Annotated in this window: 24 protein-coding genes and 2 pseudogenes; 12 read left to right on the plus strand and 14 right to left on the minus strand. The window is 63.3% G+C overall.

Annotated elements, in window-relative coordinates; genetic code table 11:
• Window positions 1–28: 28 nt before the first annotated feature.
• Window positions 29–813, minus strand: a pseudogene (locus ACVDG8_RS03530) (crotonase/enoyl-CoA hydratase family protein); the annotation flags it as partial.
• Between the two features lie 84 nt (window positions 814–897).
• Here ACVDG8_RS03530 and ACVDG8_RS03535 point away from each other — a divergent pair.
• Window positions 898–1,539 (plus strand): TetR/AcrR family transcriptional regulator, encoded by a 642-nt coding sequence (locus tag ACVDG8_RS03535; protein WP_447253455.1) that lies wholly within the window; start codon window positions 898–900, stop codon window positions 1,537–1,539.
• On the opposite strand, the gene ACVDG8_RS03540 is transcribed toward ACVDG8_RS03535, so the two are convergent.
• Window positions 1,454–1,699 carry a hypothetical protein gene (locus ACVDG8_RS03540; protein WP_447253456.1) on the minus strand — a complete coding sequence of 82 codons (246 nt, stop codon included), beginning with the start codon at window positions 1,697–1,699 and terminating at the stop codon, window positions 1,454–1,456. The genes ACVDG8_RS03535 and ACVDG8_RS03540 overlap by 86 nt on opposite strands.
• A 24-nt stretch (window positions 1,700–1,723) precedes the next feature.
• Between ACVDG8_RS03540 and ACVDG8_RS03545 the strand changes: the two genes are divergently transcribed.
• On the plus strand, window positions 1,724–2,845 hold the full coding sequence (locus ACVDG8_RS03545) for a glycosyltransferase family 2 protein (protein ID WP_447253457.1): 1,122 nt from the start codon (window positions 1,724–1,726) through the stop codon (window positions 2,843–2,845).
• Window positions 2,846–2,899: 54 nt separating this feature from the next.
• On the opposite strand, the gene ACVDG8_RS03550 is transcribed toward ACVDG8_RS03545, so the two are convergent.
• The 3 genes from ACVDG8_RS03550 to ACVDG8_RS03560 are packed head-to-tail and all read right to left on the minus strand — an operon-like array spanning window position 2,900 to window position 6,617.
• Window positions 2,900–4,105, minus strand: coding sequence for a hypothetical protein (locus ACVDG8_RS03550; RefSeq protein ID WP_447253458.1), 1,206 nt, complete (start codon window positions 4,103–4,105; stop codon window positions 2,900–2,902).
• 59 nt (window positions 4,106–4,164) lie between these two features.
• Window positions 4,165–5,289 (minus strand): hypothetical protein, encoded by a 1,125-nt coding sequence (locus ACVDG8_RS03555; RefSeq protein WP_455707534.1) that lies wholly within the window; start codon window positions 5,287–5,289, stop codon window positions 4,165–4,167.
• Entirely contained in the window at window positions 5,286–6,617 is a 1,332-nt protein-coding gene (locus ACVDG8_RS03560) for a glycosyltransferase family 2 protein (RefSeq protein WP_455707535.1), read from the minus strand. Before ACVDG8_RS03560 ends, ACVDG8_RS03555 begins: the two co-directional genes overlap by 4 nt.
• A 170-nt stretch (window positions 6,618–6,787) precedes the next feature.
• On the opposite strand from ACVDG8_RS03560, the pseudogene ACVDG8_RS03565 reads away from it, so the two are divergent.
• The 3 genes and pseudogenes from ACVDG8_RS03565 to ACVDG8_RS03575 all read left to right on the plus strand — a co-directional run.
• A pseudogene (locus ACVDG8_RS03565) lies at window positions 6,788–7,132 on the plus strand (nucleoside hydrolase); the annotation flags it as partial.
• An 82-nt stretch (window positions 7,133–7,214) separates the two neighbouring features.
• Window positions 7,215–8,054 (plus strand): nucleoside hydrolase, encoded by an 840-nt coding sequence (locus ACVDG8_RS03570; RefSeq protein ID WP_455707536.1) that lies wholly within the window; start codon window positions 7,215–7,217, stop codon window positions 8,052–8,054.
• A gap of 221 nt (window positions 8,055–8,275) precedes the next feature.
• The gene (locus tag ACVDG8_RS03575; RefSeq protein ID WP_447253460.1) at window positions 8,276–9,808 is read left to right on the plus strand and encodes an alkaline phosphatase family protein; all 1,533 of its coding nucleotides are present in this window, start codon (window positions 8,276–8,278) and stop codon (window positions 9,806–9,808) included.
• Window positions 9,809–10,204: 396 nt separating this feature from the next.
• Here ACVDG8_RS03575 and ACVDG8_RS03580 read toward each other — a convergent pair whose 3' ends face one another.
• Entirely contained in the window at window positions 10,205–11,740 is a 1,536-nt protein-coding gene (locus ACVDG8_RS03580) for a tetratricopeptide repeat protein (RefSeq protein ID WP_447253461.1), read from the minus strand.
• 289 nt (window positions 11,741–12,029) lie between these two features.
• Between ACVDG8_RS03580 and ACVDG8_RS03585 the strand changes: the two genes are divergently transcribed.
• On the plus strand, window positions 12,030–13,088 hold the full coding sequence (locus tag ACVDG8_RS03585; RefSeq protein WP_447253462.1) for an aminopeptidase: 1,059 nt from the start codon (window positions 12,030–12,032) through the stop codon (window positions 13,086–13,088).
• Between the two features lie 343 nt (window positions 13,089–13,431).
• Here the strand turns inward: ACVDG8_RS03585 and ACVDG8_RS03590 are convergent, their stop codons facing one another.
• The 5 genes from ACVDG8_RS03590 to ACVDG8_RS03610 all read right to left on the minus strand — a co-directional run bounded on the left by ACVDG8_RS03590 (window position 13,432) and on the right by ACVDG8_RS03610 (window position 19,471).
• On the minus strand, window positions 13,432–14,415 hold the full coding sequence (locus ACVDG8_RS03590; RefSeq protein ID WP_447253463.1) for a substrate-binding domain-containing protein: 984 nt from the start codon (window positions 14,413–14,415) through the stop codon (window positions 13,432–13,434).
• Window positions 14,416–14,495: 80 nt separating this feature from the next.
• On the minus strand, window positions 14,496–15,560 hold the full coding sequence (locus tag ACVDG8_RS03595) for an ABC transporter permease (protein WP_447253464.1): 1,065 nt from the start codon (window positions 15,558–15,560) through the stop codon (window positions 14,496–14,498).
• Window positions 15,560–17,074, minus strand: a complete 1,515-nt coding sequence (locus ACVDG8_RS03600) for a sugar ABC transporter ATP-binding protein (RefSeq protein WP_447253465.1) — start codon at window positions 17,072–17,074, stop codon at window positions 15,560–15,562. Before ACVDG8_RS03600 ends, ACVDG8_RS03595 begins: the two co-directional genes overlap by 1 nt.
• Window positions 17,071–18,084, minus strand: coding sequence for a LacI family DNA-binding transcriptional regulator (locus ACVDG8_RS03605; RefSeq protein ID WP_447253466.1), 1,014 nt, complete (start codon window positions 18,082–18,084; stop codon window positions 17,071–17,073). The genes ACVDG8_RS03600 and ACVDG8_RS03605 overlap by 4 nt, the downstream gene beginning before the upstream one ends.
• A gap of 160 nt (window positions 18,085–18,244) precedes the next feature.
• Window positions 18,245–19,471, minus strand: a complete 1,227-nt coding sequence (locus ACVDG8_RS03610) for an anion transporter (RefSeq protein WP_447253467.1) — start codon at window positions 19,469–19,471, stop codon at window positions 18,245–18,247.
• Window positions 19,472–20,091: 620 nt separating this feature from the next.
• Here ACVDG8_RS03610 and ACVDG8_RS03615 point away from each other — a divergent pair.
• Entirely contained in the window at window positions 20,092–21,954 is a 1,863-nt protein-coding gene (locus ACVDG8_RS03615) for a CHASE3 domain-containing protein (protein ID WP_447253468.1), read from the plus strand.
• Between the two features lie 37 nt (window positions 21,955–21,991).
• On the opposite strand, the gene ACVDG8_RS03620 is transcribed toward ACVDG8_RS03615, so the two are convergent.
• Window positions 21,992–22,156 (minus strand): DUF3309 family protein, encoded by a 165-nt coding sequence (locus tag ACVDG8_RS03620; RefSeq protein WP_447253469.1) that lies wholly within the window; start codon window positions 22,154–22,156, stop codon window positions 21,992–21,994.
• Window positions 22,157–22,363: 207 nt separating this feature from the next.
• Between ACVDG8_RS03620 and ACVDG8_RS03625 the strand changes: the two genes are divergently transcribed.
• From ACVDG8_RS03625 to ACVDG8_RS03640, 4 genes are all read left to right on the plus strand, one after another.
• Window positions 22,364–22,531: a Thivi_2564 family membrane protein gene (locus tag ACVDG8_RS03625; RefSeq protein ID WP_447253470.1), complete on the plus strand. Its 168-nt coding sequence runs from the start codon at window positions 22,364–22,366 to the stop codon at window positions 22,529–22,531.
• 48 nt (window positions 22,532–22,579) lie between these two features.
• The gene (locus tag ACVDG8_RS03630; protein ID WP_447253471.1) at window positions 22,580–22,876 is read left to right on the plus strand and encodes a hypothetical protein; all 297 of its coding nucleotides are present in this window, start codon (window positions 22,580–22,582) and stop codon (window positions 22,874–22,876) included.
• A 78-nt stretch (window positions 22,877–22,954) separates the two neighbouring features.
• The gene (locus ACVDG8_RS03635) at window positions 22,955–23,398 is read left to right on the plus strand and encodes a GFA family protein (RefSeq protein WP_447253472.1); all 444 of its coding nucleotides are present in this window, start codon (window positions 22,955–22,957) and stop codon (window positions 23,396–23,398) included.
• A gap of 565 nt (window positions 23,399–23,963) precedes the next feature.
• Window positions 23,964–24,488, plus strand: coding sequence for a PAS domain-containing protein (locus ACVDG8_RS03640; RefSeq protein WP_447253473.1), 525 nt, complete (start codon window positions 23,964–23,966; stop codon window positions 24,486–24,488).
• A gap of 140 nt (window positions 24,489–24,628) precedes the next feature.
• On the opposite strand, the gene ACVDG8_RS03645 is transcribed toward ACVDG8_RS03640, so the two are convergent.
• Complete coding sequence (locus ACVDG8_RS03645; protein WP_447253474.1) at window positions 24,629–24,898, minus strand: hypothetical protein; 270 nt, start codon at window positions 24,896–24,898, stop codon at window positions 24,629–24,631.
• A gap of 185 nt (window positions 24,899–25,083) precedes the next feature.
• Here ACVDG8_RS03645 and ACVDG8_RS03650 point away from each other — a divergent pair, with 185 nt between their 5' ends.
• Complete coding sequence (locus tag ACVDG8_RS03650) at window positions 25,084–25,260, plus strand: hypothetical protein (RefSeq protein WP_371009843.1); 177 nt, start codon at window positions 25,084–25,086, stop codon at window positions 25,258–25,260.
• A 202-nt stretch (window positions 25,261–25,462) separates the two neighbouring features.
• Here ACVDG8_RS03650 and msrA read toward each other — a convergent pair whose 3' ends face one another.
• Window positions 25,463–25,984, minus strand: a complete 522-nt coding sequence (msrA, locus tag ACVDG8_RS03655; RefSeq protein ID WP_447253475.1) for a peptide-methionine (S)-S-oxide reductase MsrA — start codon at window positions 25,982–25,984, stop codon at window positions 25,463–25,465.
• Window positions 25,985–26,183 lie beyond the last annotated feature (199 nt).

Consider the following 26,183-nt stretch of genomic DNA (forward strand, 5'->3'; position numbering starts at 1 on the left):
CGGCCGGCCGGGTGATGTGCGTCCACGCGCCGTCATAGACGGGCTTTCGCCGCTCGATCCAGGCGCTCAGGCCTTCGCGCAGATCGGCGGTCGGCGCCACGCGGGCGAACTGCTCGGCCTCGACCAGCAAGCCCTCGGCGATGCTGAGATTGATGCCGCGCGCCACCGCGGTGAGGATGCCGGCGACCGCCGCCGGTGAGTGGCCGATGATGCGGCGGGCAAGGTCGAAGGCCGCCGGCATCAGCTCGGCATGCGGGACGACATGATTGACCAGGCCGAGCTCCACTGCGCGAGCCGCCGAAAAGGTCTCGCCGGTCAACAAGAGCTCCAGGCGCGCTTGCGCCCGGCGAGCCTCGGCAGGCGCTGCGTGCCGCCGAAGGTCGGCGGCATGGCCAGCCGGATCTCCGGCTTGGCGAAAAGCGCGCGGTCACTGGCGATCGCCAAAGGCACCGCTTCGGTGATCTCGCAGCCGCCGCCGAAGGCGAGGCCGTTGACGGCGGCGATGACGGGCTTTCGAAAAGCCTCCAGCCGTGCGGTGAGCCGCTGGCCGCGCATGACGAAATCGCGCAGCGCCGCATCCGCGCCGGCGGCGACGCTGAGCGAGAATTCATGGATGTCGCCACCGGCTGAAAACGCCCGCTCGCCTGCCCCGGTCAGGATGATTGCGCCGGCCGCGTCGTCGGTCTCGATCCGGTCGAGGATGGCGAGCAGCCGGTCGATGAGGGCGTAGTTCAACGCGTTGAGCTTCTCGGGACGATTGAGCGTGAGCACCGCGACGCGGTCGCGGATCTCGCAAAGCACGGGTTCGGTCATGGTCTTTCCTCAGCGATCCAGAATGACCGCCAACGGACCAGCTTTGCGATTGTTTGTATATTCCCTAGTCGGTATACTTGGCGGATGGAACAAGCCACCAGCCCAACCGCCCAGCGCATCGTCGATGCGGCGACGAAACTCTTCTATGCCGAAGGCATCGGGCGCGTCAGCGTCGACGCGGTGGCCGAGAAAGCCGGGCTCACCAAGCGCACGCTCTACTATCATTTCCGCAGCAAGGACGACCTGATCGCCGCCTATCTCGAAGGCCGCGACCAGCCCAACCTGAAGCAGATGTCCGGCTGGTTCGAGGCGCAAGAAGGCGGGCCGGACCAAAAGGTCGAGGCGATCTTCACCAACCTCGCCCGCGTCGCGACGCACCCGAAATGGAAGGGCTGCGGTTTCCTGCGCACGGTGGCGGAGTTGGCCGCGATGCCCGGGCATCCGGCGGTTAAGGCCGGCTCGCGCCACAAGGCGCGGTTCGAGGCGTGGCTGGCCGACGCGCTGTCAGGCCTTGGCGTCGCCGACGCCGAGGCGCTGGCGCGCGAGATCGTGCTTTTGCTGGACGGCGCGTTCTCGGTGATGCTGGTGCATCGTGACGTGGCATATGTCGAAGCGGCCGGACGAGCAGCGGCGACGCTGGTCAGGCTGCGGATGGCGGCTCCGCCAGCAGCCACTCGCCGGCGGCGTGGGCGGGTGCTCGCTCGGGCGCCAGGATCGAAAGGCTGAGGCCGGTCGGCACGCGCCGGTCCGGAAACGGCGCGACCAGCGAGCCGGCGGCCAAGGCGCGCGACACCAGCGCCTCGTGGCCCATCAACACGCCGGCGCCGTCGACCGCCGCCTGCAGCGCCATGCCGGGCCAGGTCGTGTCCCACAACAGAAGCTGCAATGCGAGATCGGCGGGCGTTTCCAGTTGCCGGGCCAGCGCCGGCGCGCAGACGGGCCGTGCCTAAACGAAGCACGTCCTGCCTGTGATGTGCATCCACCAACCGTCCTGAAGCGAGTCAGCCCGGTTTTTCGAGGCGCGCGCAGGTACGCTTTGCTTTCCAGCGCTTTATCGCCCAAATTCAGCGGGGGCGGCGGAACCGTCCGGCGTTTTGGGCAAAGCGAGATGAGAGGGCCAACGGCGAGACACAGACGCGCTACCGGCGGGGATCCTTCGTCGACATCGAGCAGCGACGCGAACCGTCCACCGGGCAGGCCGGCGCCTTTGTTCAGCGTGCTGATCCCTTTTCACAACAGGCGGCGCATGCTGCTCAGGGCGCTGGCAAGCGTTGCCGGCCAGTCGTTTCCGGATTTCGAGATCGTCCTGGTGGATGACGGCTCGAGCGACGGTTCGCTGAACGCCGCCGAGGACTATTTGTCCGGCAAGAAGCTCGGCTTCAAGAGCGTCCGGTTGCCGAACAATTCGGGCATCCCCGCGGCGCGCAACGCCAGCCTTGCCGCCGCCGGCGGCAGCGTCGCCGCCTTCCTGGACAGCGACGACGCGTGGCATCCGCACTATCTCTCGATCATCCAGGCCGCCTATGCGGCGGCAAGGCTGCCGCTGTTCGTTTCCACCGACTATCTGAGCGACGGCCCCAGTTACGCCGGCTCTGTCAAACAATTCGATCCGCCACGGGCGCCGTTCGATCCGATCGAACTCATGATCACCCGTCCGTTCATCCACACGATGAGTTGCTTCAGCGCCCCTATGGCTCACCTCGTCGCGGTGAGCGGGTTCAATGAAAAATTGCCGCGCTTTTCGGACCTCGACCTCTACATACGCCTGCTCGGCTCCGCCGAGTCCGCCACGGGTGGAGCAGCGAAAGCCGCAGAGCATGTCCATATCCCCCAGATAGGGGTCCTCAAATCGATACACCTCGAAAGCCGCCGGCTTGCCGACTATGAAAGGGACTGGGAAGCCGGCAAGAATAGGTTTCTGGAAACGATCTTCAAATACCCGTTCATGCGCTCCAGGCGAGGCCTGCGAGAAGAAAGCGCCCAGGCCCTCACGAGAGGCCAGGCCCGGTTCTTCGAGAACTTTCGCGGCTGATATCCGCCGTCGCCTTTCTGCGAAAAGCTGCGCCGCGCCTTTGCTCCAATCACTTCAGTAGCCGCCGGGCGGGATCTGCGCCTCCGGATCGGGGCGGACCTGGATATCCAGGAGGTTTTCGGCATCCTGCGTAAAAAGGCTGTCGGGATGGGTCTCGACGAATGCCTCCAGGGCCGCCGGATCGTCGCTGCTGATCGCCTGGCGATACTCCGTTTCGACAGCGTCGGAGGTGTCGGGTGCGGGCTTGGCCGGAGCCGCGATGCCCTCGTCCTCGATCTCGTTGGACGGTTTGACCTGTATCGCCACGTGCTCGCTGTAGGCAAGGCCGACGCCGCTTCCGATGCCAAGCGCCCCAGCTCCAAGTTCGACCTTGCATGGCTTGTCGTCGAAGCATCCCAGTTTCGCTTCGACTTCAGCCAGGGTGGCGTGCAGGTTGCCGCTGCCGCCCATTACGGTTCGCGTGAACTTGCCGTCTTCGTCGACATCCGGCTTGCCGAAATAATTGGCAAAGAGTTCGACCTCTGGTCCCTTGGCGCCGCCGCCGATGGAGCCGCCGATCTCGCCCTTGTCGCTTACCCCGGCTTTCGCCTCCGCTCCGGCTGAGCCGATTTTCGAGACCATGCCGTATTCGTAACCGGATCCGTCAGGCATGAAATGGCCGGTCGCCTCGCGGGCGGTGCCATAGTCCACGCCGGCCTCGGCCGAAGCAAACGGCATTTCCTGCGAGGATTCGTTCTTGTGGTGCTTGCTGTGGAGAACGTTCAGCACGTCCGATCCGCTAAGGATCTTGCCGGCTTCGCCATCCTCGCTGGGAAGCACCAGCGGAACCTCTACCTTCTTCCTGACGTCGAGCTCCGCTCCGGTGGTCTTGTCGACGATCAACTCGCCATTCGAGCCCGGCCTCAGTTCAACCTCGCCGAAGAATTCGCCGGTCGTTCGATTCTTGATGACGAAGAGATCGACGCCATTGACCTTGCCTATGGATACGACCTTCAGTTTTTCGTCATATTGGCCAATGTAGTTGCGCACCGAAATAAGCTGGGCGGGCGTTAGATTGTAGCCATGCAATGTCTGGCTGATGGGCCCGAGCGCATGGCCATCGGCCTTGTAGGCAGCCTGGGTTCGCTCCACGACCGATGGCAGGACGGGAACCTCAACGCTAGCCGCCGACACGACCGCTGTCTCCACGACCAAAATAGTCGCGGCGACCGAACTCTTCGCGATCTTTCGACCGAGCTTGACGCGCCTGGGCTTTTTCATCGCCCCCCCAATGCGACCCGTTCCCTTGAGTCAGGCTAGCATGGTTGGCGGCCCGACGGCTACGGGGTGCCGGTCACATGCAATGGCTCGATGACGAACTTCTCTATTCTTATGCCTACCGGCCGGTTGGCCTCGGGTGAGCCCTCGACCGCGCCGGCCGCGACCATTGCGCATTCGAAGTCGAACCGCAGGTAATGGTCGGGCGCATAGGCTCTTTTCGGCACGATGAGCAGCACATCCTCGCGCCCGACAACCGGCCGGTCCAGAAGCAGCACGCCGTTGAGCGAGATGCGCAGCGTTTGCGGCCGTTGCCCTTCCTTGCGGACCGGAGCGCTCACCCGCATGGTGACGAAGGATTCGGCGGCGGTCTCGAAATAGAAGCCGCCCAGCGACGCGAAGGTGTCCCGCGAACCGGCGCCCAGGCCGTCCGGCTCGTGCCAGCCGACGAGCAAGTGTTTCCCGCAATCCGCATCGGAGGTGAAATCGACGACCTGCCAGGGTCGCCAGAAGCCGAACTTATGGCTGCCGGGGTTGTAACGTTCGACGGTGAGGCTGAGCAGGCGGGCGCCCGGAACGTCGTCCGGCTCATCCTCGTAAGGCAGGATGTTCCAGCAGCGGATGTGGAGGCCGATCCTGCCCTGGTTCGGGACCTTGCCGCGCGGCACCACCAGCATGAGCGTGGGTGTCCGGCGCAGGTCGATGATGTCCTCGACGATGCCGGGCAGGATGGCCTGTACGCGCCAGTCGCCGTCGGCGTGGATTGACGGGCGTTCGAACTCGATCCGGACGAGCAGCCGCTCCATCGCCGCGTCGAGGACGGCGAAGCGGACGACGCCGTTGAGGCGCGACAGCCGCGGCCGCCCCGCCGCGTCGAACGACCAGCCGATGCCGAGCAGGCTGCGCAACCCCTCCTGCCCAGCTTCGAAACGGCCGCCGATCAGGACTGGCGGATAGGGCCGGGCCGGCTGCGCCGCCTCGCGCGCCCGAATGGTGACCAGCGCGACCGAGGTTATGCGGGTCGATGAACTCGTGGGATCGGAGACCGCAGGTATCGCCGCGTCGGGAAACTCGAAATCGAGCAGCACGATGTCGTCCGCCGACCTGCCCGGAAGCTCGAAGGTGATCGTCTCCTGGCCCTTGATCAGCCTCTCGAGAAGAGGCTTGCCCTCAAGGGACAAAATCATCCGCTGGCCAGCCTTTGCCGCCGCGCCGGCAAGGGCGCAACGGTCAGATCCACCGAAAAAGGCGATCGTCCGGGAGGCAGCCGGAACATCAGCCCGGCCCGTTCGGCCGTCGCCCAACTGCGCCAATTGTCGACTTCGCTCAATCCGAAACGTTGAAAGTGCCGGCCGTCGCCGCCGCGTCCGAAATCGTAGGAGCGGTCGAGGTCAAGCGTGGACACGGCGGCGGGAACGGATCCCTTGCCCATCCACGCGAACCGCCGCGGCGACCTGAATCGCTCGGCAAATCGCGCAAGAGGTCCGTCCCCTGCCCCCATCAACGCCCTGAAGGCGCTGCGCCCCAGCCGACTTCTAGCGGTGGAAAGGAAGACGAGCGCCAGGTGCAGCGCCATCTCGCCGGGCGGCGCCCCGCTTCGGGCCACCTGGACGGCCAGGCTGCGCTGTATCTCCCGCAGCGTCTTTTTCGGGAAGGCCGGCCTTCCCTGAAGCATGTAGAGCGAGGCGGCGATGCGCCGGACCAAGCTGAGGCGGACGAAGCCGTCGGCCCCGGGCACAAGCCGCGGCAAGGCCTCGACAATCTGCCGCCACACGATGACGTGGTTGCGCACGATCTGCAGGCTGCGCGCGTCGTCCTCCTGCGCCCTATACCAATTGTTCGCGTCGTGGACCCTGTAGGCGCCGAGAATCTCGCGCACGACCGCGACCCGGCCTTGCATGGCGGCGGTCAGCGTCAGGTAGGTGTCGGCGCAAATCTTCCAGCTATCCTCCGGCATCGGAGCGATGCGATCGAGGGCCGAGCGCCGGAACAGGTTGCCGCTCGTCGGCATGAAGCGGAAATGCCCGGAGGCGCAGATCTGCTCCAGCAATTGCCCGCCTTCCACCCTCTCGCAGAAGGGATGGAGCCCCGTGCGTGCGCCGTCGGTGTCGATGGTCGCCAAATAGAACTGGACGAGCGTGGCATCGGCACTCGTCGCCGTCAGCAGGCGCTCGACGGCATTCGGCTCTAGCCGGTCATCGGCATCGAGGAAGAGAACCCACTCGCCCCTGAGGGCCGACAGACCGGTGTTCATGGCCGCCGCCTGGCCGCCATTGGCGCGCCGTATGACCGTCAGCCCGGGATGTTCGGCCTGCAACTGCCGCAGCACGGTTTCGGAATCGTCGGTCGAGCCGTCGTCGACGATGATGGTTTCGACCAGGGGATAGCTTTGGGACAGCGCGCTCCCGGCGGCTTCGCGAAGAAAGCGGGCATAGTTGAAATTGGCAATGACGATGGAAACCAGCGGCGCGGCCGCGCCTGCTTCCAGCGACAATTTCGAGGCACGATCCGTCATTGGCGTGGACAGCGGCTGTGGACCCCCTCATCACTGGCACGTCGGCCGGACGCTGGCAATATTAGCGTCCTCGCATTGGCTCCGGCCGCCTTGGGGGCGAGAACCTTGACGGCGCGACGAGCGACAGTCTGTAATCGCGGCAAACCCGGCGGACAGCAAAGGCCATCATCATGGAAAAGATCATCCTGGACTGCGATCCGGGGCACGACGACGCGATCGCTATCCTGCTTGCCGCCGGCAATCCCAACGTCGACCTGCTCGGCATCACCACGGTTTCGGGCAACCACAATGTCGAGAACACCACCCGCAACGCGCTGTCGGTGTGCACGGCCTATGGCATCAAGGTGCCGGTGGCCAAGGGCTCGCCCGGGCCGTTGATCAGCGACCAGGTGCTGGCTGTCGAGATCCATGGCGAGACCGGGCTCGACGGCCCCGAACTGCCGCCCGCCTCGTTCGAGCTCGACAAGCGCCATGCCGTCGACTTCATCATCGACACGGTGATGGCGCATGAGCCGAAGACGGTGACGCTGGTGCCGGTCGGCCCCTACACCAACGTCGCGCTTGCCGTGCGCAAGGACCCGCAGAATCGTCAGCCGCGTGAAGAAGGTCGTCGCGATGGGCGGCGCCTACACGCGCGGCAACATCACGCCGGCGGCCGAGTTCAACGTCTACGGCGACCCGGAGGCCGCCGACGTGGTGTTCCGCGCCGACTGGGACGTGACCATGGTGGGGCTCGACCTCACCCACCAGGCCTTGGCCACCCCGGACCTGCAGGACCGGGTGCGCGCCGTTGGCGGCCCGATGGCCAAATTCATCCTCGACATCTGGGAATTCATCGCCACCACGCATGGCGGCCTGCTGCAGATCGAATACCCCGCCATCCACGACGCCTGCTGCGTGGCGGCGATGATCGACCCGACCGTGTTCACCATCGAAAAAGCCGACATCCGCGTCGAGATCGCCGGACGCTGGACCAAGGGCATGACGGTCTGCAATTTCGAAAAGATGGGCGGCATGCACCACTTTGGTGGTACGGCCAGCGAACAGGTGAATTTCCGGCATAACGTGGCGATGAAGCTGGATCATGCGAAGTTCTGCGATTTGGTGGTGGATGCGCTGGAGCGGTTGGTAAGGGGGTGGGGTGAGGTGCGGGGGATTTTTAGGCAATCCGAGCGCCGTATTCGGGGCCGCAAGCGGACAGACGGCTTCTGGCATAAGCAAGCGATTGGCGGATGTTCAAGTCGGCGTAGGGTCGGTGAGGAAGTGCATGATGTTCACGCCTTCTCCAAGGAAGGCCATGAAATGCGGAGGGTTCTCGAACAGGCGGACGGCAGCATCGATGGTATGGGCCTCAGCCATAATGTAGCGGCAGAAAAGGTTCGCGGCGCCAGCGATGCCGTACCTGGCAACGCGCGCCGCGTTCTCACAGATCGGTAATGGACGGCAATGACCAGAGTTCCGTTTAGGGTTCTCGAGGTGCTCGATAGGGATATGCTCCCGCACGGTCCGTTACCTGTATCTAGCGGGGCAACCTTTCCGCTGCATCACCGCTGGCTTACCAATCCGTAAGGTCCGTTGCCAGCGCGTTTTCATGAACCTGTCATGTCCGCTCGCCTATCGTTGATCCATCGCGGGGTTGCGAGATGAGGGACGCTTCAATGAAAACGCTATCTCTGGCGCTGGCAGCGGGCACGCTGACGGCGGCGTTGGCTGGTGCGCTGTCTGCTTCCAGCGCCGTCGCCGCACCCTACAAGCACGTGCTGCTCGTCAGTGTCGACGGGCTTCATGCGCTCGATCTGGCGAACTATGTCGCCGCAAATCCGGCAAGCTCGCTCGCGGCGCTCGCTCATACGGGGATTTTCTATCCCAACGCGCTGACCAGCGCCCCGTCCGACTCTTTCCCTGGCTTTGTTGCACAGGTGACCGGTGGCACGCCCAAATCGACGGGCGTATACTATGACGACAGCTACGACCGCACGTATTTTGCCCCGGCTTCGGATTGCAAGGGCGAGGCGGGCGCCGAGGTAGCCTTTGCTGAGAACATCGACGTCGATTCGACACGCCTCGATGGTGGCGGCAGGCCGGGCGATTTCCGCAGTCAGATCGACCCGGCAAAGCTGCCGATGACCCTGATCAACGGCAAATGCTCGGTGGTCTATCCGCATGATTTCGTGCGGGTCAACAATATCTTCGAAATCGTGAAAGCGCATGGCGGCCGCACGGCCTGGTCCGACAAGCACCCGGCCTACGAATGGCTGAACGGACCTTCGGGCAAAGGCGTCGACGACCTCTACGCCTTGGAACAGGACAGCTTGATTTCCGGCACGAAGGTCAAGACGACGGGCAGCTTCAAGGCCGAGCGTGACTTTGATGAAGCGCGGGTCCATGCGGTGATCAACGAAATCAAGGGCCTCGACAGCACCGGCTCGCATCCGGCGGCGGTTCCCACGCTTTTCGGCATGAATTTTCAGGCGGTGAGCGTGGGCCAGAAGCTTCCCAAGGCCGGCCCCGGCGACGAGGCCGGTCTGGTCGGCGGCTATCTGGACGCCAGCGGCGCGCCCAGCAATGGTCTTGCCGGGCAACTCGCCTATGTGGACGGCGCCCTCGGCGAACTGATGGCTGCACTCAAGCGCAATCATCTCGCCGACTCGACGCTGATCATCCTTGCCTCGAAGCATGGCCAGTCGCCCATCGACCCGGCGACGTTCCAGCCCCTGGACGATGATCCATACACCAAGACGCCGGGCTATGCCTTCCACATCGCCGACGACGCCGCGCTGATCTGGCTCAAACCGCAAGACAGGGTCAAGAACATCGCGGCGGCGCAGGATTATCTCGAGAAATCGAGCAAGGCTGAAGGCATCGCCCAGATCCAGCCGCCGAATGCGCTGGCTCTCGCCTATCAGGATCCGGCCACCGACAGCCGTACGCCGGACTTCATAGCCACGGTCAATCCGGGTGTGGTCTACACATCTGGTTCGAAGATTGCCGAGCACGGTGGCGCCAATGCAAACGATCGCAACGTGGCGCTTCTTATCAGCGGTCCTTCGCTCAAGCCGATGTCGGTGCCAACCCTGGTGCAGACGACACAGGTAGCGCCCACCATCCTGCGGGCTCTTGGCTATGACGCGAACGAACTCCAGGCTGTGAAGCTCGAAGGCACCCAGGAGTTGCCGGCGATACCGTTCTAAGCCTGGGGTCATACCGTCTCACAATTGGCCGCCGGGCATGCTCGGCGGCCAATGGTTTGTGACTAGAAATGCTTGCAGACAGGTGACCGCATCGCCGATGGCAGGCTGCATCGAACTGGCCTTGCGTTGGTTTGAGTTCCCCCCGCTTGGCCTTGATCCGCAGCAAGCTGGCCATCATTCCGCTATTTCGTGTAGTCGAATTCGCGCTACGACGTGATGGTCTAGTCTCTTGCGGGGCAGACAAAGGCGCACCATTGGGTCGTCGACACCGACCAAGACTGGAGCCGAACGACCCCTTTCGGAGAACGCATCGCCACCCCGGAGGGCCGAAATGAGGCGCTTTGCCGACCGACGGCTACGGGGCCGCAGAGAGGAACGTCCGCTTCCGGACTGAAGTCAGCAACAGCGGCCATTTTCTAGCGGCCCCGTTGCGGACCAAAACATCACAAACAATCCGTTTGGCAGCTGGCTGGAAGAGTAACGGTCTGGCATCGCGCCGCTCGCCAACGGTGACGATCCGATGTCTGCGTCCGATCGAAAAACGCTCCCAGCGCTCACCGTCGGACTCATTGGACGAAGCTCTCGATGTGTTTGAAGCCGAGCTTCGTCATCCGAAGCGACGCGGCATTGCCCCCCGCTGCCTCGGATGGGCGGTGAGCAACCTCTGCAAGTCTGCCTTGCCCGCGGCATTTCCGAGCTCTGCCGATCGCCTGTAGAATTCAAGGGCTTTCGTTCGATCAGGTGCCTGGCCGAGTCCTTTTTCGTACAAGGCTCCGAGGTCATCCAGCGCGGCGGGATTTCCGAGGTCGGCGCTTTTTTCAGCCAGACAAAAGCCTCCTGATAGTCGACCGCGATGCCGCGACCCCACTCGTACATGAGGCCGAGACTTCGCTCCGCGCCGGGATCATTTTGCTCCGCGGCCAGCTGGTACCAATGCAGAGCCTGCGCGTCGCTTTGCTCAACCCCGTTTCCTGTGAAGTAGCACCAGGCTAGATTGTGCTGGGCCTGAGCGTCGCCTTTCCGCGCGGCGATTTCGAACAAGCCCGCGGCGCGCCGGTAGTCCTTGGTGACACCGCGGCCGGCGGCATAGAGCGCACCCAGGTTGGTGATGGCGCCAGGCCAGCCCTGCGCCGCGGCCTTCTCATACCAGAACGCTGCTTCTGCCGGGTCGAGGGCGACGCCTTTGCCCTTCTCGAAGAAAGCGCCCAGAAGACTCTGGGCCATCGGCTCTCCAAGCTGCGCGGCAGCGGTGTACCAAGGGATGGCGGTGGCGATATCCTGATTGACGCCCCTACCGTGCTCATACAAGCTGCCAATACCGGTCAGCGCGAGGGGCTCATGCTGATCGGCCGCCTTCTGGTACCACGCCATGGCCTGCGCATAGTCCCGGCCAACACCTTCGCCCCTCTCATAGGCGGAACCCAGGTCGAATTGCGCAAGCGCCGCGCCCTGGACCGCGGCTTGGCGGTAAAGCTCAACCGCCTTTGCCCGATCTTTCGATACGCCTCGGCCATCCCAATACATCGTAGCAAGGCTGATCTCCGATTGCGCAAAGCCCTGCGCGACCGCTTTGCTATACCAAGCAACGGCCTGGGCGTGGCTGCGCCCAACGCCGATGCCCTCTTCGTATAGGTATGCCAGATTGTGTTCAGCCTGCGCGTCGCCCTTATCCGCCGCGCTCTGGAAATAGCCAGCAGCGCGTTGCGGGTCTGGCGAAACACCGCAGCCGAGCATAAAAATGAAACCAAGATTGTTAAGGGCCTTGGCTTGTCCCTGGGCGACCTCATTTTTCAACCGGGATTTCGCGGTCGCATAGTGCAGATCGCCACAGGTGCTTTGCTTTGTTACGGTAATGTCGCGCGCTGCGGCGGGCAAGGCGATGCAGATGAATCCAATTAAATTTGCGGTCGCCAGGATTAAAAGCCGGGCCAAAGGTTCCTCCCCATTACCCATGCAAGCTGAAAGGACTGCGTGAGCAAGTCAACGGCTACACCAACTTCGTCTGATACCTCAATGAAGAGTAGTGTACAAATATCCGTGATGATTATGAGATGTCTGCTTCCGATCGGTCGCGTGGCCGACTTCAACGGCTGGCTTGAGGCGCGAACCTGACGCTCACTAAGCCACCCAGCTCTTGACGAAAATCCGCGCGCCTGTTTGAGACTCCAGCGCAAATGAGACATTCGCTCCCTGCGGAGACGATCAACCGGGTGGCCAACCTGTGAAGCACCTCTTTCGATGGCTCGCCGCTCTCATCCTAACCTCCGCCATCACCGGCTGCACCAGCGTTTCCTATTACGCGCAGTCCGTCGCTGGCCATGTCGAGATCATGGCCGCGCGGAAGAATGTTGCAGGGCTCATCCAAAATCGTGCGACGCCTGCACCCTTGCGCGCGAAGTTGACGTCGGCCAGCGCCATACGGCGCTTTGCCTCGGAAGAACTGGCGGAGCCCGATAACTCAAGCTACCGCTCTTATGTCGACATCCATCGGGACAATGTGACCTATGCCGTTTTTGCCGCGCCGCGCTTCTCGCTCACGCCGGTGACATGGTGTTTTCCGGTCTTTGGCTGCGTTCCCTACCGGGGTTATTTTTCCCCGAAATCGGCGGCTGAAAGCGCTGCCGACCTGCAGCGGAAGGGGCTGGACGTCTATGTTTCGGGCGTCACCGCCTATTCCACGCTGGGCTGGTTCAGCGACCCGCTGCTCTCGACCATGCTGCGCCAGGACGACGCCTATATCGCCAGCCTCATCTTTCATGAGCTGGCGCATCAGACAATCTATGTGAACAACGATTCGGCGTTCAACGAGGCTTTCGCGGTTTCCGTCGAAACCAGCGGCACCAGGAAATGGCTGCGCGCCACGGGAAATCGCGCCGGGTTGCGCCGCTACGAAACGAACCGCCGGCGCAGCGCCGATTTCCTGCGGCTGATCGCGCAAACGCGCGACGAGTTGGCCCAGGTCTATCGAAGCCCCCGGACGCCGGAGAAGATGGCGGCGGCCAAGGCAGCCACGATCGACAGGCTCAGGGTGCGCTACCGGCAGATGCGCGACAGGCGATGGGGCGGGTATCGCGGCTATGACGCCTGGTTCGCCGCCCCCATCAACAACGCCAAGCTCGCCGCGACGTCGGTCTATGGCGAACAGGTTCCGGCATTTCTTCGCCTGTTAGATCTGTGCGGTGGCGATTATCCGAGGTTCTATGCGGCGGTTCGCCGGATCGGACATTTGCCCCAAGCTTCCCGTGCCCAGGCGCTGAAGACCGTGGCTGCGTGCGATTGACTTTTTGGCGGCAAGGGCGGGCGGCCGCGCAGCCCGGCCTTGCGCGGTGCTGGCCCGGGTGCCGCTCGGGTGACAATCGCATAGGGCGCTCCCTCTCTCCGTCTCGGCTTCGCCACGCCACCTCCTCCCCCACCTTCGGCGGGGGCGAGGAACCCAGGCTTTCCAAGGTCGCGACATTGGCGATTGGCGTTTCCTCGCCCCCACAAAGTGGGGAGGTGGCTCGGCGCGTAGCGCCGAGACGGAGCGGAGCAGCGCTGCCATCTGCGATTGCGCTCGGCCGATAAACAAAAAAGGCCCCCTTTCGGAGGCCTTTTCGCAACTTACTCGATTGTATAACCCTGCCCTATTTCCCGGCCATCGCCTTGGCGTTCTCCGGCGTGATCGCGGTGGTGTCCACGGTCACCGTGGCGTCCACCGAGGTGGCGCAGTCGAGCAGTATCTTCTTCGACATGTCGATCGCTTCCTTGGCTCCCGTCGGGTAGGTAAAGGTCGCCGCCCAGTCGCCCTTGGCGACGGCCTCGATGCCGCCAGCCGGGCCCGGCAGGCCGTCGGTGCCGATGATCTTGACGTCCTTACCTGCACCCTTGGCGGCGAGCAGCGCGCCGGCTGCCATCATGTCGTTGGAGGCGTAGAGCACCTTGATATCCGGGTGCGCCTGCAGCATGGCGGCAAAGGCGGTCTGGGCTTTATCCGGAACCCAGTCGGCGGCCTGCTCGGCGACGATCTGGATCTTTGCATTGCCCTTCACGCCTTCCTTGAAGCCGTTGAGGCGCTCCACCGCCGGCGTCGAGCTCGGCAGGCCTTCCAGCACCGCCGCCTCGCCGCCATCAGGCAAAAGCTTCGACGCGGTGTACTTGCCGGCTTCCTGGGCGATCTTGAAATTGTCGCCGCCGATGAAGGCGGTGTAGTCCTTGCCTGGGTCGCCGACGGTCTTGCGGTCGAGCTCGATCACCGGGATGCCGGCATCCATGGCGCGCTTCACGGCCGGCGTCAGCGGCGCCGCCTCGAAGGGCGAGATCAACAGGATGTCGACCTTCTGGGTGATGAAGTTGTCGACCTGCGAGGTCTGCGTGTTGACGTTGCCGGCGCCGTCGGCGATCTGCAGCGTGAAGCCCGGCACTTGCTTGGCCGCCGCCGTCAGCTCGTCATTGACGTGCTGGCGATAGGGCTCGGCGTTGTTGGCCTGCGAAAAGCCGATGACGAACTGGCCGTCCTTCGAGCAGGCTTTTACCAGCGGGCCGGCCGCATAGGCGCTGCCCGCGATGCACAGGCCGGCGCCTGCCAGAAGCGCGGCCTTGAGCACGCGCGATCCTGTTCTCGTTCTCATATCTACTCTCCTCCTCGTCCGGCGGGGGGCCGGACCTCTGGTTACAGTCGTTGGGTACTCTTCCCGGTGCCGCCGGCCTCCTATCGTCCCAATCCCTCGCGGCGGCGAACGAGGGATTGAAGCACTGCCGCGAGCACGATGATCGCGGCGGTCGCGAGCAGCTGCGTGGCGGGGGTGATGTTGTTGAGCTGAAGGATGTTGGCCAAAGCGCCAAGCATGATGGTGCCGGCCACGGTGCCGACCATCGAGCCGGCACCGCCGAACAAGCTGGTGCCGCCGATGACGACGGCGGCGATGGCCGTCAACTCATAACCCATGCCGTCATTGGCGCTGCCGAAGTTGAACTGGCCGGCATGCACGATGCCGGCAAGCGCGGAGGCAAAGCCGGTGATGGCGTAGACCGCGATCTTGACCATCGAGACCGGTACGCCGGAAATGCGCGCGGCGCGCTCGTTGCCGCCGACGGCGTAGACGTAGCGACCGAAGCGCGTGGTGTTGAGCACGATGGTGGCGATGGCGGCGAAGATGATGAAGACGATGGTCGCCACCGGCACGGTGTTGTCGAACAGCCGCTCGCCCAGCACCGCGAACACCGGCGGCGCTAGGCCCGGCCCGTCGCCATAGGAGATGTTGATATACTGGTTGCCGGAGACGATCAGCGCCAGACCGCGCGCCGCCTGCAGGCCGGCCAGTGTGACGATGAACGGCTCCAGCCGGAAGCGCGTCGAGATGGTGCCCTGGACAATGCCGAAGACAATGCCCATGACGAGCACGGCCAGGATCGTCGGGATCAGGCCGAAGCCGCCGGAAATCATCATCGATGCGGTCACCACGCTGGAGAGGCCCAGCACCGCGCCGACCGAAAGATCGATGCCGGCGGTGATGATGACGAAGGTCATGCCGATGGCGATGATGCCAGTCTCGGACACGGCGCGCACGATGTTGGCGATATTGTCGGGGTTGAGGAACAGGATCTCGCCATGGCGTCTGGGCGAGAAGATGATGCCGCCGATCGCCACCAGCACCAGGCCGATCAGGCTCTGGAAGCGCACGACGATGGCCAGCGGGTCGACACGACGCTTGGGCGCTGACGCCGGACTTAGCACCGCCGGATTTGCCGCTACCTCAATCTTCTCGTCCGACATCAGGCCTCCCTGCCATTGGCCGCGGCAAGCACGGTGTGCTCGTCGACGCCGCCCTTGAATTCCGCCACATTGCGCCCCTGGCGCAGCACCACGATGCGGTCGCAAAGCCCGATCAGCTCGGGCATCTCGCTGGAGGCGACCAGTATGCCCAGCCCCTGCGCGGCAAGCGCGCGCAGCCTGGCGTAAATCTCGCCTTTGGCGCCGACATCGACGCCGCGCGTCGGCTCGTCGAGCAGCAGCAGGCGCGGGTTGCCGAGGATCTCCTTGGCCAGCACCACCTTCTGCTGGTTGCCGCCCGACAGCGAGCCGACGGCGATATCCGGGTTCTTGGGGCGGATATCGAACTGGCCGAAGGATTGTCGGACAGCCTCGGCCTGGCGGCGCGGCGACATCAGGCCTGCCGGCGAGATGCGGCGGATCACCGACATCACAAGGTTGAGGCCGACCGCCATCCGCAACATCAAGCCGCTGCCGCGCCGGTCGTCGGTGACGAAGGCGATGCCGGCCTTGCGCGCCGCGTGGATGGAGTGGAGTTTTACCGGCCTGCCGTCGACCGCCACCTCGCCCCGCCAGCGGCCGGCAAGGCCGGTGCCGTAGAGGGCGGACAAAAGCTCGGTGCGCCCTGCCCCCATGATGCCGGCGAGGCCGACGATCTCGCCTTGCCTGACCTCGAGCGAGACATCGTCCGGCGGCTGCCAGCCAGCGCTCTGGCTGGAGAGTTTGAAGCTGGCATGCTTGAGGCTGAGCAGCGTCTTGCCGGGGCTAGCCGCGCGTGCGGGATAAAGCTCGTCCAGCGGCCGCCCGACCAGCAGCCGCACCAGCTCGGCCTGCGGCGCGTGCGGCTCGGTGACGCCGGCAACGCGGCCGTCGCGCATCACCGTCACCCGGTCGGCGATCTCGGGCACCTCTTCCAACCGGTGCGAGATGTAGACGATGCCGACGCCGGTCGCGGCGAGCTTCCGCATGATGTCGAACAGGCGCTCGACCTCACCGACCGTAAGCGCCGCCGTCGGCTCGTCCATGATCAACACGCGCGAGGCATAAGACAGCGCCTTGACGATCGCCACCACCTGGCGCTGGCCGATGGAAAGCTCGGCGACAAGGCGCGCCGGGTCGATGGCAAGCTCGATCGCCTGCAGCCGCTGCTTCGCCTCGCGGCGCATCGCCGGCACGTCGAGCATGCCGCCCCGCATCAGCTCGCGGCCGAGGAAAAGGTTCGCCGCGACGTCGAGCGAGGGCACTAGGTCGAGCTCCTGGAAGATGGTGGCGATGCCGGCGCCTTGAGCCTCGCGTGGGTTGTTGAAGCGCACCGGCTTGCCGTCGATGCGGATCTCGCCTTCGTCCGGCGTATGGACGCCCGACAGAAGGTTCATCAGCGTCGACTTGCCGGCGCCGTTCTCACCGAGCAGCGCGTGGATCTCGCCGGCCTTCAAGTCGAAGTCGACGCCGCGCAGCGCCTGCGCGCCGCCGAAGCTCTTGACCGCACCGGTCATGGACAGCAGCGGCGCGCTCATATTGGCCTCCCGGGGGCCGGCTTGGCGCAGGATTGGCGCGCCTGCAATGTCGCCTGCAGCCGCACCGCGCGCGGTGGCGCCCCGCTGGAGGCGATGCGGGCGCTTAGCAGCGCGGCCGCCTGGCGGCCGATGTCGGTGCAGGGCTGCTCGACCAGCGTCAGGCGCGGCTCGAAACAGTCGGCCCATTCGAAATCGTCGAAGCCGACCAGCGAGAGATCGCGGGGGATGGAAAGCCCCTTCTCGCGGACGGCGCGGACTGCTCCGATGGTGGTCATGTTGTTGCCGGTGACCAAAGCGGTGGGCGGCTCAGGCAGCGACAGGATCGCATGCGTCGATGCCGTAGCGCTCGCCGTGTCGACATTCTCCGGCGAGACATAGTGCTCAAGGCAGTCGAGTCCATTGGCGGCAAGCGAGGCCTGGAAAGCCTCGATGCGCTCGCGCGTCGTCGCCAGCCCCGGCTGTCCGGCGATGTAGCCGATGCGCTTGTGGCCGAACGAGGCGACATGGTCGATCAGCGCGCGCATCGCGGTGTCGTTCTCGACGCCGATCTGGTCGAAGCGGTCGTCGGCGAAGCGGTCGATCAGAACGCAAGGCAGCTTCTTTTCGGCAAGATAGTCGATGGCGCGCTGCGGCGAGCCGGACGGCGCCAGGATGACGCCATCGACGCGGCGCTGGTGGAAGGCGCGCACCACCTGCAGCTCGCGGTCGGGGTCTTCCTGCGTGTCGGAGAGGAAGACCATCAGACCGAGGCGCGCGCATTCGGCCTCGACCGCGCAGATGATGTCGGTGAAGTAGGGATTGGAAATCGCCGAGATGGCGAGACCGACGCTGTTGGTCGAGGCCACCTTCAGCGAGCGCGCCAGCTCGTTGGGCTGATAGCCCATGGCGGCGATGGCGTCATTGATCAGCTGCGCCTTCTCGGGCGAGACGAAGCGCGTGCGATTGACGACATGCGATACGGTCGAAATCGAGACGCCGGCGCGGCGCGCGACTTCAGCCATGGTCGGCATGGCGATACAAGCGCAGTGCTGGCAAGCGCTCCTCCCTTCGATGCGTTTCCCATCCGCTCTGTGGCGGATTATGCCGAACCATAGAGTCATCGAAACGTTTGCGCAATCGCTTCGATAGCAGCGCGCGACAGATTTTATCGGTGCTGGAAAACTCGCAAAATCAGGCGGTGAAGGCGAGCCAGGCCGTGCCGGCGGCGAGCGTCACCAGTGTCAGCGGCAGGCCGACCCTGAAGAAGGCGGTGAAGGAAAGCTCCTTGCCCGCAGCCTTGGCCTGCTCGGCGACGATGAGGTTGGCGACCGAGCCGAGCAGCGTGAAATTGCCAGCCAGCGTCGAGCTCATCGCCACCACCAGCCAGGCACGTTCGGGGTTTTCCAGGCCCGGAATGAAGGGCCTGAGCGCCAATACCGCCGGCACGTTGCTCATGACGTTGGACAACACCGCGGTGAAGCCGGACAGACGCCAGACATCGTCGAGGCCGATGGTCTTGGCTGAGGCGATCATGTCGGGGGTGAGCAGCGTGCGCTCGGCGCCCGCAACCACCACGAACAGACCAGCGAACATGAACAGCAGCGGCCCGTCGATCTCGCGATAGATGCGCCGCGGTTTGACTGCGCGGGTAACCAGCAAAAGCGCTCCCGCAATCAGCGCCGCCTTGGCGACCGGCACGCCGGCGAAGAAGGCGATTGCCAGCGCCACGCAGACGATGGTGGCTTTCGCCACCTGTCCAGGCAGCATGCGGCCGCGATAGACCTCCGGGCTGAGCTCGGCGGGGCGTGAGAATTCGGCGCGGTAGATGATGCGGATGATGACGATGACCGCGGCGAGCCCAAACAACGCCACCGGCGCCAGCGCCAGCGCGAAGGCCGGATAGGAAATGCCCGACAGCGCGCCGATCACCATGTTCTGGGGGTTACCGGTGATGGTGGCGACGCTGCCGCAATTGGAGGCCGTGCAGGTGGCGATAAGATAAGGCACCGGATTGCGGTTGATGACGCGGGTGACGTGGACGACGATCGGCGCCATCACCAGGCAGATCGCGTCATTGACCAGGAAGGCCGAGAGCACGCCGGTGAGCAGCGTCACCATGACCAGAAGCATGAATGGCGCATGCGCGTGCTCGATGGCGTAGCCGCCGAGCGCTCTGAATGCGCCCGAGACCTTCAGATGCGCGACCACGATCATCATGCCGAGCAAGAGCGTGATGGTGTCGAAATTGATCGCCTTATAGGCGTCCTCGATGCCGATGGCGCCGATGGCGATCATGGCGGCGCCGCCGAGCAGCGCGATGCCGGCGCGGTCGAGCCTCAAGCCTGGGAAGCGGCCGACCGCAACGCCGGCATAGGTCAGCACGAGGATGAAAAGCGCGCCCACGCCGATCCATGTCATGTAGGAGAGATCCCCGCTGCCTGCCCTGCCCGGCCGCGATTGCCGGTGTTTCGCCGCACCACATTTAGCAAGGGCGGCGCAAAGGGAAAGCGCCTGGGCGCGCCTAAACTTTTTTCGCGTCGTTTCGTGACTTCAATATGTCAAAACTCTAATGTAAAGAATGCTGAAAGATATCTGACCGATAATCCCAGGCGTTGGGGGCGAAACGGATGAACACGGTCGAGGCGGAGCGTCGCATCCCGCAAAGGGAGACGCATTCACAGGAATGCCCGCGCTGTCGCGGGGCAAAGCAGGTTTTCGTTTGCGCGCGCTGGCTAAGCTCGAACGGTCATTGCTGCCCGGAAGGCACGCACCGGCTCGGTTGTCCGGGGCAAAGCATCGCGTGCCTGGATTGCGGCGGGCACGAAAGCGGCTAGCGATCGAGGAACTGTCGCGGTCAAGAGCGACCCGCCGTCCGCGGCGCTTATGCCGTGCCCGCCGGCGCCCTCATTAAAGTTTGATGTAGCGAACCCTGCCTAGTCTGCTGCAATCATTGCCTTTATGGACCTGACTATTGCCTTGCGCGCTGCCGGCGCTTACCACTTGCCGAACTTCACGATCTCCTCGGGCTCGGCAAGACAATGATCGCAAGACTGCGACGCGCCCTGCGCTGGCAAGCGCTTCCGCTGCTTGCGGGCTTTGCCATCGTCGCCGCGATCATTGGCGCGCGCGCCATTCTTGCCGAAAGCCAGATCGTCGACCGTGAAGCCAGCCGGGAGGCGATCGAGGCGCAGCAATTGCTCTCTGGCCTGCTTTCGCTCGCCCAGGATGCTGAAACGGGCCAACGTGGCTATCTGCTGACCGGCGAGAAGAGCTACCTTCAGCCTTACGAGCACGCGGTCGAGACCCTGCCGGCCCTGCTTGCGCGCATCGACGAGATGTTGCCGGCCGGCAGCGACCGGGCGCAGCAAGTCGCCGGCATCAAGGATGCGCTGGCACGCAAGCAGGCGGAACTGGCCGAGACGATCCGGCTCTACGACAGCGGCAACATGGCGAAGGCGCTGGAGATCGTGCGCGCCGGTCGCGGCAAGCTGGACATGGATCAGATCCGCGCCAATATCGACGCCATCCGGCGCATCGATGGCGCCAGCTTCAACGCGCGCGCTTTGCGCATGGAAGAGATCGAGGGCTGGCTGCGCGCCGGCTCCTTCGCGGCGCTGCTTGGCATCTTGCTGCTTGGCATCTACACGATCCGCCAGTCCAGCCGCCGCTTCAGCGAGGTGGTCGCCGCCCAGAATGAGCTGAGCGCCAAGAACGCGGCGCTCGTCAACGAGATCGAGACGCGCGAAAAGGCGGAAGCGCAACTGCGCCAGGTGCAGAAGATGGAAGCCGTCGGCCAGCTCACCGGCGGCATCGCGCATGATTTCAACAATATGCTGGCCGTCATCACCAGCGCCATGAACCTGGCGCAGCGCAAGCTGGCGCGTGGTGAGCATGACGTGCAGAGTTTTGTCGAGGCAGCCACCGACGCCGCGGCCCGCGCCGCCAATCTGACGGCAAGGTTGCTTGCCTTTTCCAGGCAGCAGCCGCTGGCGCCGCAAATCGTCGACGCCAACCGCCTGGTCACCGCCATGTCGGACCTGCTGCGCCGCACGCTGGGCCAAGGGATCGAGATCGAGACGGTGCTGGCCGGCGGATTGTGGAAAACCCATGCCGATCCGAGCCAGGTCGAAAACGCGCTCATCAACCTGGCGGTCAACGCACGCGACGCCATGGACGAGAAAGGCAAGCTGACCATCGAGACGGCCAATTGCTATCTCGACGAGGCCTACGCGGCGGCGCATCCGGAAGTGAAGGCCGGGCAATATGTCATGATCGCGGTGACCGACACCGGCGCTGGCATGCCGCCGGATGTGATCGCAAGAGCCTTCGAGCCGTTCTTCACGACCAAGCCGCTGACCAAGGGAACAGGGCTGGGGCTGAGCCAGGTGTTCGGCTTCGTCAAGCAATCCGGCGGGCACGTTAAAATCTATTCGGAACCGGGCGAAGGCACGACGATCAAGATTTATCTTCCCCGTTTCATCGGTTCGGACGAGGCGGCGCCGGCAAAGCCAAGCGCCAGAGGCGATGTGCCGGCGACCGAAATCATCCTGCTGGTCGAGGACGATGCCCGCGTGCGTGCGTCGACGGCGGCGGTACTGCTCGAGCTCGGCTACACCGTCGTCGAGGCGGCCGGCAGTGAGGAGGCGCTGCGCAAGCTGGCGGAGAACGCGGCGATCGCGCTGATGCTGACCGATATCGTCATGCCGGGCATGAATGGCCGCCAATTGGCGGAGGAAGCAAGGAAGCGCGGGGTCTCGGCGAAGGTGGTGTTCATGACCGGCTTCACCCGCAACGCGATCGTGCACAATGGCGTGCTCGACCACGATGTGCATTTCATCGCCAAACCGTTCACGCTTGAGCAACTGGCGACGAAACTGCGGGACGTGCTAGCCGCGGATTGAGAAGCTACCGCTGGCCGCGGGACGGTTTGTGCCGGTCTTAGATTCGTCCGAGCAAGACCAGGATGATAATGATCACCAGGACCAGCCCGAGGCCGCCGCCGCCATAGTAGCCAGTGCCGTAAAACGGTCCGCCGCCCAGGCCGCTGAAGCCACCCAGCAAAGCCAGAATGAGAATGATGATGAGAATTGTGCCGAGGCCCATGGTTCTTTCCCCTTTGTGATTGCGCGATCCCGCGCCTGGTTGTCGAGGAAATGAACTCACCAACGGCGCGCATGTTCCGCTGTATTTAGCCGGCGACCCTTTGAATTCACCCGGCTCGTCATGGAACCATTTTCCACATGGCAACGTTGGACGCAGCCCGCCGGCAAAATTGACATGGAGGGACAAGCATATGGGAGGGACAAGCATATGGGCGCATCAGTTCTCATCGGCATCCTGATCACCTTCCTGGTGATCATCCTCGTGCTCTATTTGGTGCAGCGCCTGCCGCTTGACGCCCGTGCGAGGCAGATCGCGCAGATCATCGTCATCATCATCGGCATCATTTCGCTGCTCAAATACCTTGCGGTGTTCTAGCCGCGATCCATATTCGATACCGGAACCAATCTTGGAAGCCGGTATGCCGTGAAGAACAACCTGTCGATCTTGCTTGTTGCCGGCATAGCCCTGTGCACCGCGAGCGCCGCCTATGCGCGGCCGGATACGCGCGCCATGACCTGCTCGCAAACGCGCGCGCTCATCCAGAGTAACCATGCTGTTGTGCTAACCACCGGTGCGAACACCTATGACCGCTTCGTGCGGCAGTTCGGTGTCGAGTGCGACTGGCCTGAAATACCGATTTCCATCAGCGTTCCGACACGGGACGGCGAGTGCTGGGTCTATCGTTGCGGGGAGCCGGCCTCCAACCTTTTCCCCAATTGAGTGGCGTTTCTTGCGCCGTGGCGCAAGAAACGCTGCAACCCCTCCACGGGTTGTTAGTGGGCAGCAGGAGGAACAGTCATGTCCAACGACATCATACGCAGCGGCAGTTGCCTGTGCGGTGGCGTGCAGTTCCAGGTGAGCGGTGAACCGCTGCGGGTCGGCCTTTGCCATTGCAAGGACTGCCGCAAGACAAGCGGATCGGCCTTTCATGCCTATGCCGTGTGGCCACGCCAGGCCTTCGAAACAACCGGCATCACCGGCACCTATGGCGCCAGAAGTTTTTGCCCGACCTGCGGCGGTCGCGTTCCGTTTGTCGGCGAGGACGAGGTTGAGGTGACGATCGGCAGCCTGGACGTGGCTCCGACAGAGGGGCTGGTGCCGGGCTATGAGCTCTGGATCGATCGACGCGAACCCTGGTTGCAGGCCGTACCCGAGGCACGCCAATACGAGCACGACCGGGCGGCCGATGATTCGCGTGTCGCCGGTCTTGAAACCGATGAGCAGCAACGAAAATCGGCCTAAATCCGTGGCTCCGGATCAGACTTAGGTCCAACAACAAATGATCTTCGGTCCGACAGGGCCGTCAACAGGCTCATGGCCCGCGGTCATTACCGCGTTGCGCGGCACTTTTTCCCGCAATTTCGCGTTTTCAACCACCGGTCGGTTTGCCGTCTTGCCAGGCGCCATTAGCATCCCATGAAACGGCAGAATCTTGAAGGTCGCCTTGCACCGACGCGGTTTCAGTCAACACTGCGCATTCGTCCTATAAAAATATAAGGATGTTGGCAGGAACCGCTTGCAACCAGGATAATGCAAGCTTCGGGGTCGCTTCATCCTTTGGTAGATTTACTTACCGAGTGAACTACCAAGCTGCGGTTGCAATACCGCAGTGAAAATTCTTTCGGTTCAAGAAATTTTTCAATACCGCTATTTCTTGATATATCAAATACGACACCCAGGTCTCTAGCATGCAGTATGCCTTTGGACCTTGTACAAAAGGCCATCTTTGTTTCTTTCAATTTTTGCTACATGGTGTTTCCGAATCTTGAAACCGGATGGGCGGTTTCCATGACGCTGGCGCCTTTACGTGACTGCAACACACATGCGATATCCACCGATTGACGGGTTCTGGACCTGGGACATCAAGCGCGACCGGGTCTATGGCGACGCCAATATTTCCGCCTATTTCGGGCTGACGCTCGACGAATTCTCGCATGGGGCGCCGCTGGAACGCTGGATGCAAAGCATCGAGCGGGACGATCGGCCCAGGGTTCGGTTGGCCATCCGCAAGGCGATAGAACGAAGGGCGGGCTTCAGGGAAGTCTACAAGGTTCGCTCGGAAAAGATGGGCCTGCGCAAGATTCTGGCTGTCGGCCAGTGCTATGTCGATGACGTCGGCGAGGCTGCGCTTTACCCCGGTTGGATCGTCGACTTGACGCAGGATGCCGCATGCGAGGAGCAGTCCTTGCGCGCGATCCATAACCACGTCGAACAGGCCAAGGATATTGCGCAGTCGATCGGGCAGGACATGTTGTCGTATCTGCTGGACAACGTCGAGGTCGAGGTCGATCAGCGGCTTGGCGGGAGACCGGGGAGGCGCAAATCGTCCTGAAGCAGCCCTTGCCAGTGTCGCGCCCGGCTCTTTGCGGGTTAGAGCGGCTCACCGTTTCACAGAAACGGCGAACCACTCCAACGTCTTGTTTTTACGAAATTCCGGACGGAAAACCGTTTCACACTTTTCCTGGAATTGCTTTAGCTTTTGGGCGGCAGCTTGTCGCGCCGGCCGACTTCGGCCGTGACCATGCGCGCAAACTGCGATTGCGGCGACCGGCGCTCGATAAGCCTCGCTCTTTCCAGGGCCCCATCGCCGTAAAATTCGATCAGCACGCCGGCGGCCTTGGCGGCATCGGCCCGCAGCCTGACGAAATCGGCCTCTCCGCTTTCGCTCGAAGGTTCGCTCCTGGCAATCACGTCAAGCATGGCTTGCAACTTGTCAGGAGTGCTGCCCTCGTCTTCGTGCATGGTCGCTATCCGATTGGGCGCGTAAAATATCGACAATTTTGCGCGATGTCCAACAGGTTCGTTGATCGAGCGTTAGTGCAACCGAGTACAGCTTCACCGTGAGCAGGGCCGCAACCTTCATACAAGCATAGTGGGCCAAACTTACCGCGCAGACATCTGGGGCACCCATGGACCAGCCTAGCAAAATGGAAAACCTGCAGTTCGCGCAGGGAATATTGCGGGAGCTTCGCCAGAAAGCGGAAGCTGATGGCGAGAAGCTTCTGACTTACCTCATCGATATGGCATATCTCGAAGCCAGCGATCGCATCCGGGCTCACTGGATCGGCAGCCACGACCACGAAGGCCGCCGAGCCAAGGGCTGACTGGAGCGTTTCACCGTTTCACGGAAACGGTGAAACGCTCTAGCTCTTTGCTTTTACGCAATTCCGGACGGAAAGCCGTTTTCACACTTTTCCTGGAATTGCTCTGGCGCGGAACGCAAAAAAGCCCGCCATGCCTTGCGGCACGGCGGGCGGGAATTCGTTAGGCGATGGCGGCTATGTCAAAGACGGCCCGCTTGCTGATCTATGACGCTGCGGCCTGTTGACGGACCGGAAGCTTCCAGCCTGGCCGCGCGAAGTGGCAGGTATAGCCGTTTGGATAGTGCTCCAGATAATCCTGGTGCTCGGGCTCGGCCTCCCAGAAGGGGCCGACCGGAGCGAGTTCGGTGACGACCTTGCCGGGCCACAGCCCAGATGCATCGACGTCGGCGATTGTATCTATCGCGACGCGCTTCTGCTCATCGTTGGCATAGAAGATCGCCGAGCGATAACTCAGGCCGACATCGTTGCCCTGGCGGTTCTTTGTCGTCGGATCGTGGATCTGGAAGAAGAATTCAAGCAGCGAGCGAAAACTGGTCTTGGTCGGGTCGAACATGATCTCGATCGCCTCGGCATGGGTGCCGTGGTTGCGGTAGGTAGCGTTGGGCACGTCGCCGCCGCTGTAGCCGACACGGGTCGAGATCACGCCGGGAAGACGGCGGATCAGGTCCTGCATGCCCCAGAAGCAGCCGCCGGCAAGGACTGCGCGTTCGGTGGAAGAAGCCATGTCATACCTCCTTTGGATTGCTCCATAGATAGGAATTGTGGCCTGTTTCTTCCAGCGGCTCAAGCGTCTGGCTGAGATAAGATAGGTGGCTTGCGTCATACCCGCCAGCATCGCCGTTCATGCAAATCAGCCTCTCTGCCGGCCGTGATCGTCTTGACCCTCGCCGCCAAGGCCGCGAGTTGGTTCCCGAGGATCGGCA

The sequence above is a fragment of the Mesorhizobium sp. ORM8.1 genome (genome assembly GCF_053005525.2).

What these genes read in the sequence shown, in the direction of transcription:
- ACVDG8_RS03535 (WP_447253455.1), top strand. Translation starts at nt 898, where the DNA reads ATGGAACAAGCCACCAGCCCAACCGCCCAGCGCATCGTCGATGCGGCG.
- ACVDG8_RS03550 (WP_447253458.1), bottom strand. Translation starts at nt 4,105, where the DNA reads ATGAAAAAGCCCAGGCGCGTCAAGCTCGGTCGAAAGATCGCGAAGAGT.
- ACVDG8_RS03555 (WP_455707534.1), bottom strand. Translation starts at nt 5,289, where the DNA reads ATGATTTTGTCCCTTGAGGGCAAGCCTCTTCTCGAGAGGCTGATCAAG.
- ACVDG8_RS03560 (WP_455707535.1), bottom strand. Translation starts at nt 6,617, where the DNA reads ATGACGGATCGTGCCTCGAAATTGTCGCTGGAAGCAGGCGCGGCCGCG.
- ACVDG8_RS03575 (WP_447253460.1), top strand. Translation starts at nt 8,276, where the DNA reads ATGAAAACGCTATCTCTGGCGCTGGCAGCGGGCACGCTGACGGCGGCG.
- ACVDG8_RS03590 (WP_447253463.1), bottom strand. Translation starts at nt 14,415, where the DNA reads ATGAGAACGAGAACAGGATCGCGCGTGCTCAAGGCCGCGCTTCTGGCA.
- ACVDG8_RS03595 (WP_447253464.1), bottom strand. Translation starts at nt 15,560, where the DNA reads ATGTCGGACGAGAAGATTGAGGTAGCGGCAAATCCGGCGGTGCTAAGT.
- ACVDG8_RS03600 (WP_447253465.1), bottom strand. Translation starts at nt 17,074, where the DNA reads ATGAGCGCGCCGCTGCTGTCCATGACCGGTGCGGTCAAGAGCTTCGGC.
- ACVDG8_RS03605 (WP_447253466.1), bottom strand. Translation starts at nt 18,084, where the DNA reads ATGCCGACCATGGCTGAAGTCGCGCGCCGCGCCGGCGTCTCGATTTCG.
- ACVDG8_RS03610 (WP_447253467.1), bottom strand. Translation starts at nt 19,471, where the DNA reads ATGACATGGATCGGCGTGGGCGCGCTTTTCATCCTCGTGCTGACCTAT.
- ACVDG8_RS03615 (WP_447253468.1), top strand. Translation starts at nt 20,092, where the DNA reads ATGATCGCAAGACTGCGACGCGCCCTGCGCTGGCAAGCGCTTCCGCTG.
- ACVDG8_RS03620 (WP_447253469.1), bottom strand. Translation starts at nt 22,156, where the DNA reads ATGGGCCTCGGCACAATTCTCATCATCATTCTCATTCTGGCTTTGCTG.
- ACVDG8_RS03625 (WP_447253470.1), top strand. Translation starts at nt 22,364, where the DNA reads ATGGGCGCATCAGTTCTCATCGGCATCCTGATCACCTTCCTGGTGATC.
- ACVDG8_RS03635 (WP_447253472.1), top strand. Translation starts at nt 22,955, where the DNA reads ATGTCCAACGACATCATACGCAGCGGCAGTTGCCTGTGCGGTGGCGTG.
- ACVDG8_RS03645 (WP_447253474.1), bottom strand. Translation starts at nt 24,898, where the DNA reads ATGCACGAAGACGAGGGCAGCACTCCTGACAAGTTGCAAGCCATGCTT.
- ACVDG8_RS03650 (WP_371009843.1), top strand. Translation starts at nt 25,084, where the DNA reads ATGGAAAACCTGCAGTTCGCGCAGGGAATATTGCGGGAGCTTCGCCAG.
- msrA (WP_447253475.1), bottom strand. Translation starts at nt 25,984, where the DNA reads ATGGCTTCTTCCACCGAACGCGCAGTCCTTGCCGGCGGCTGCTTCTGG.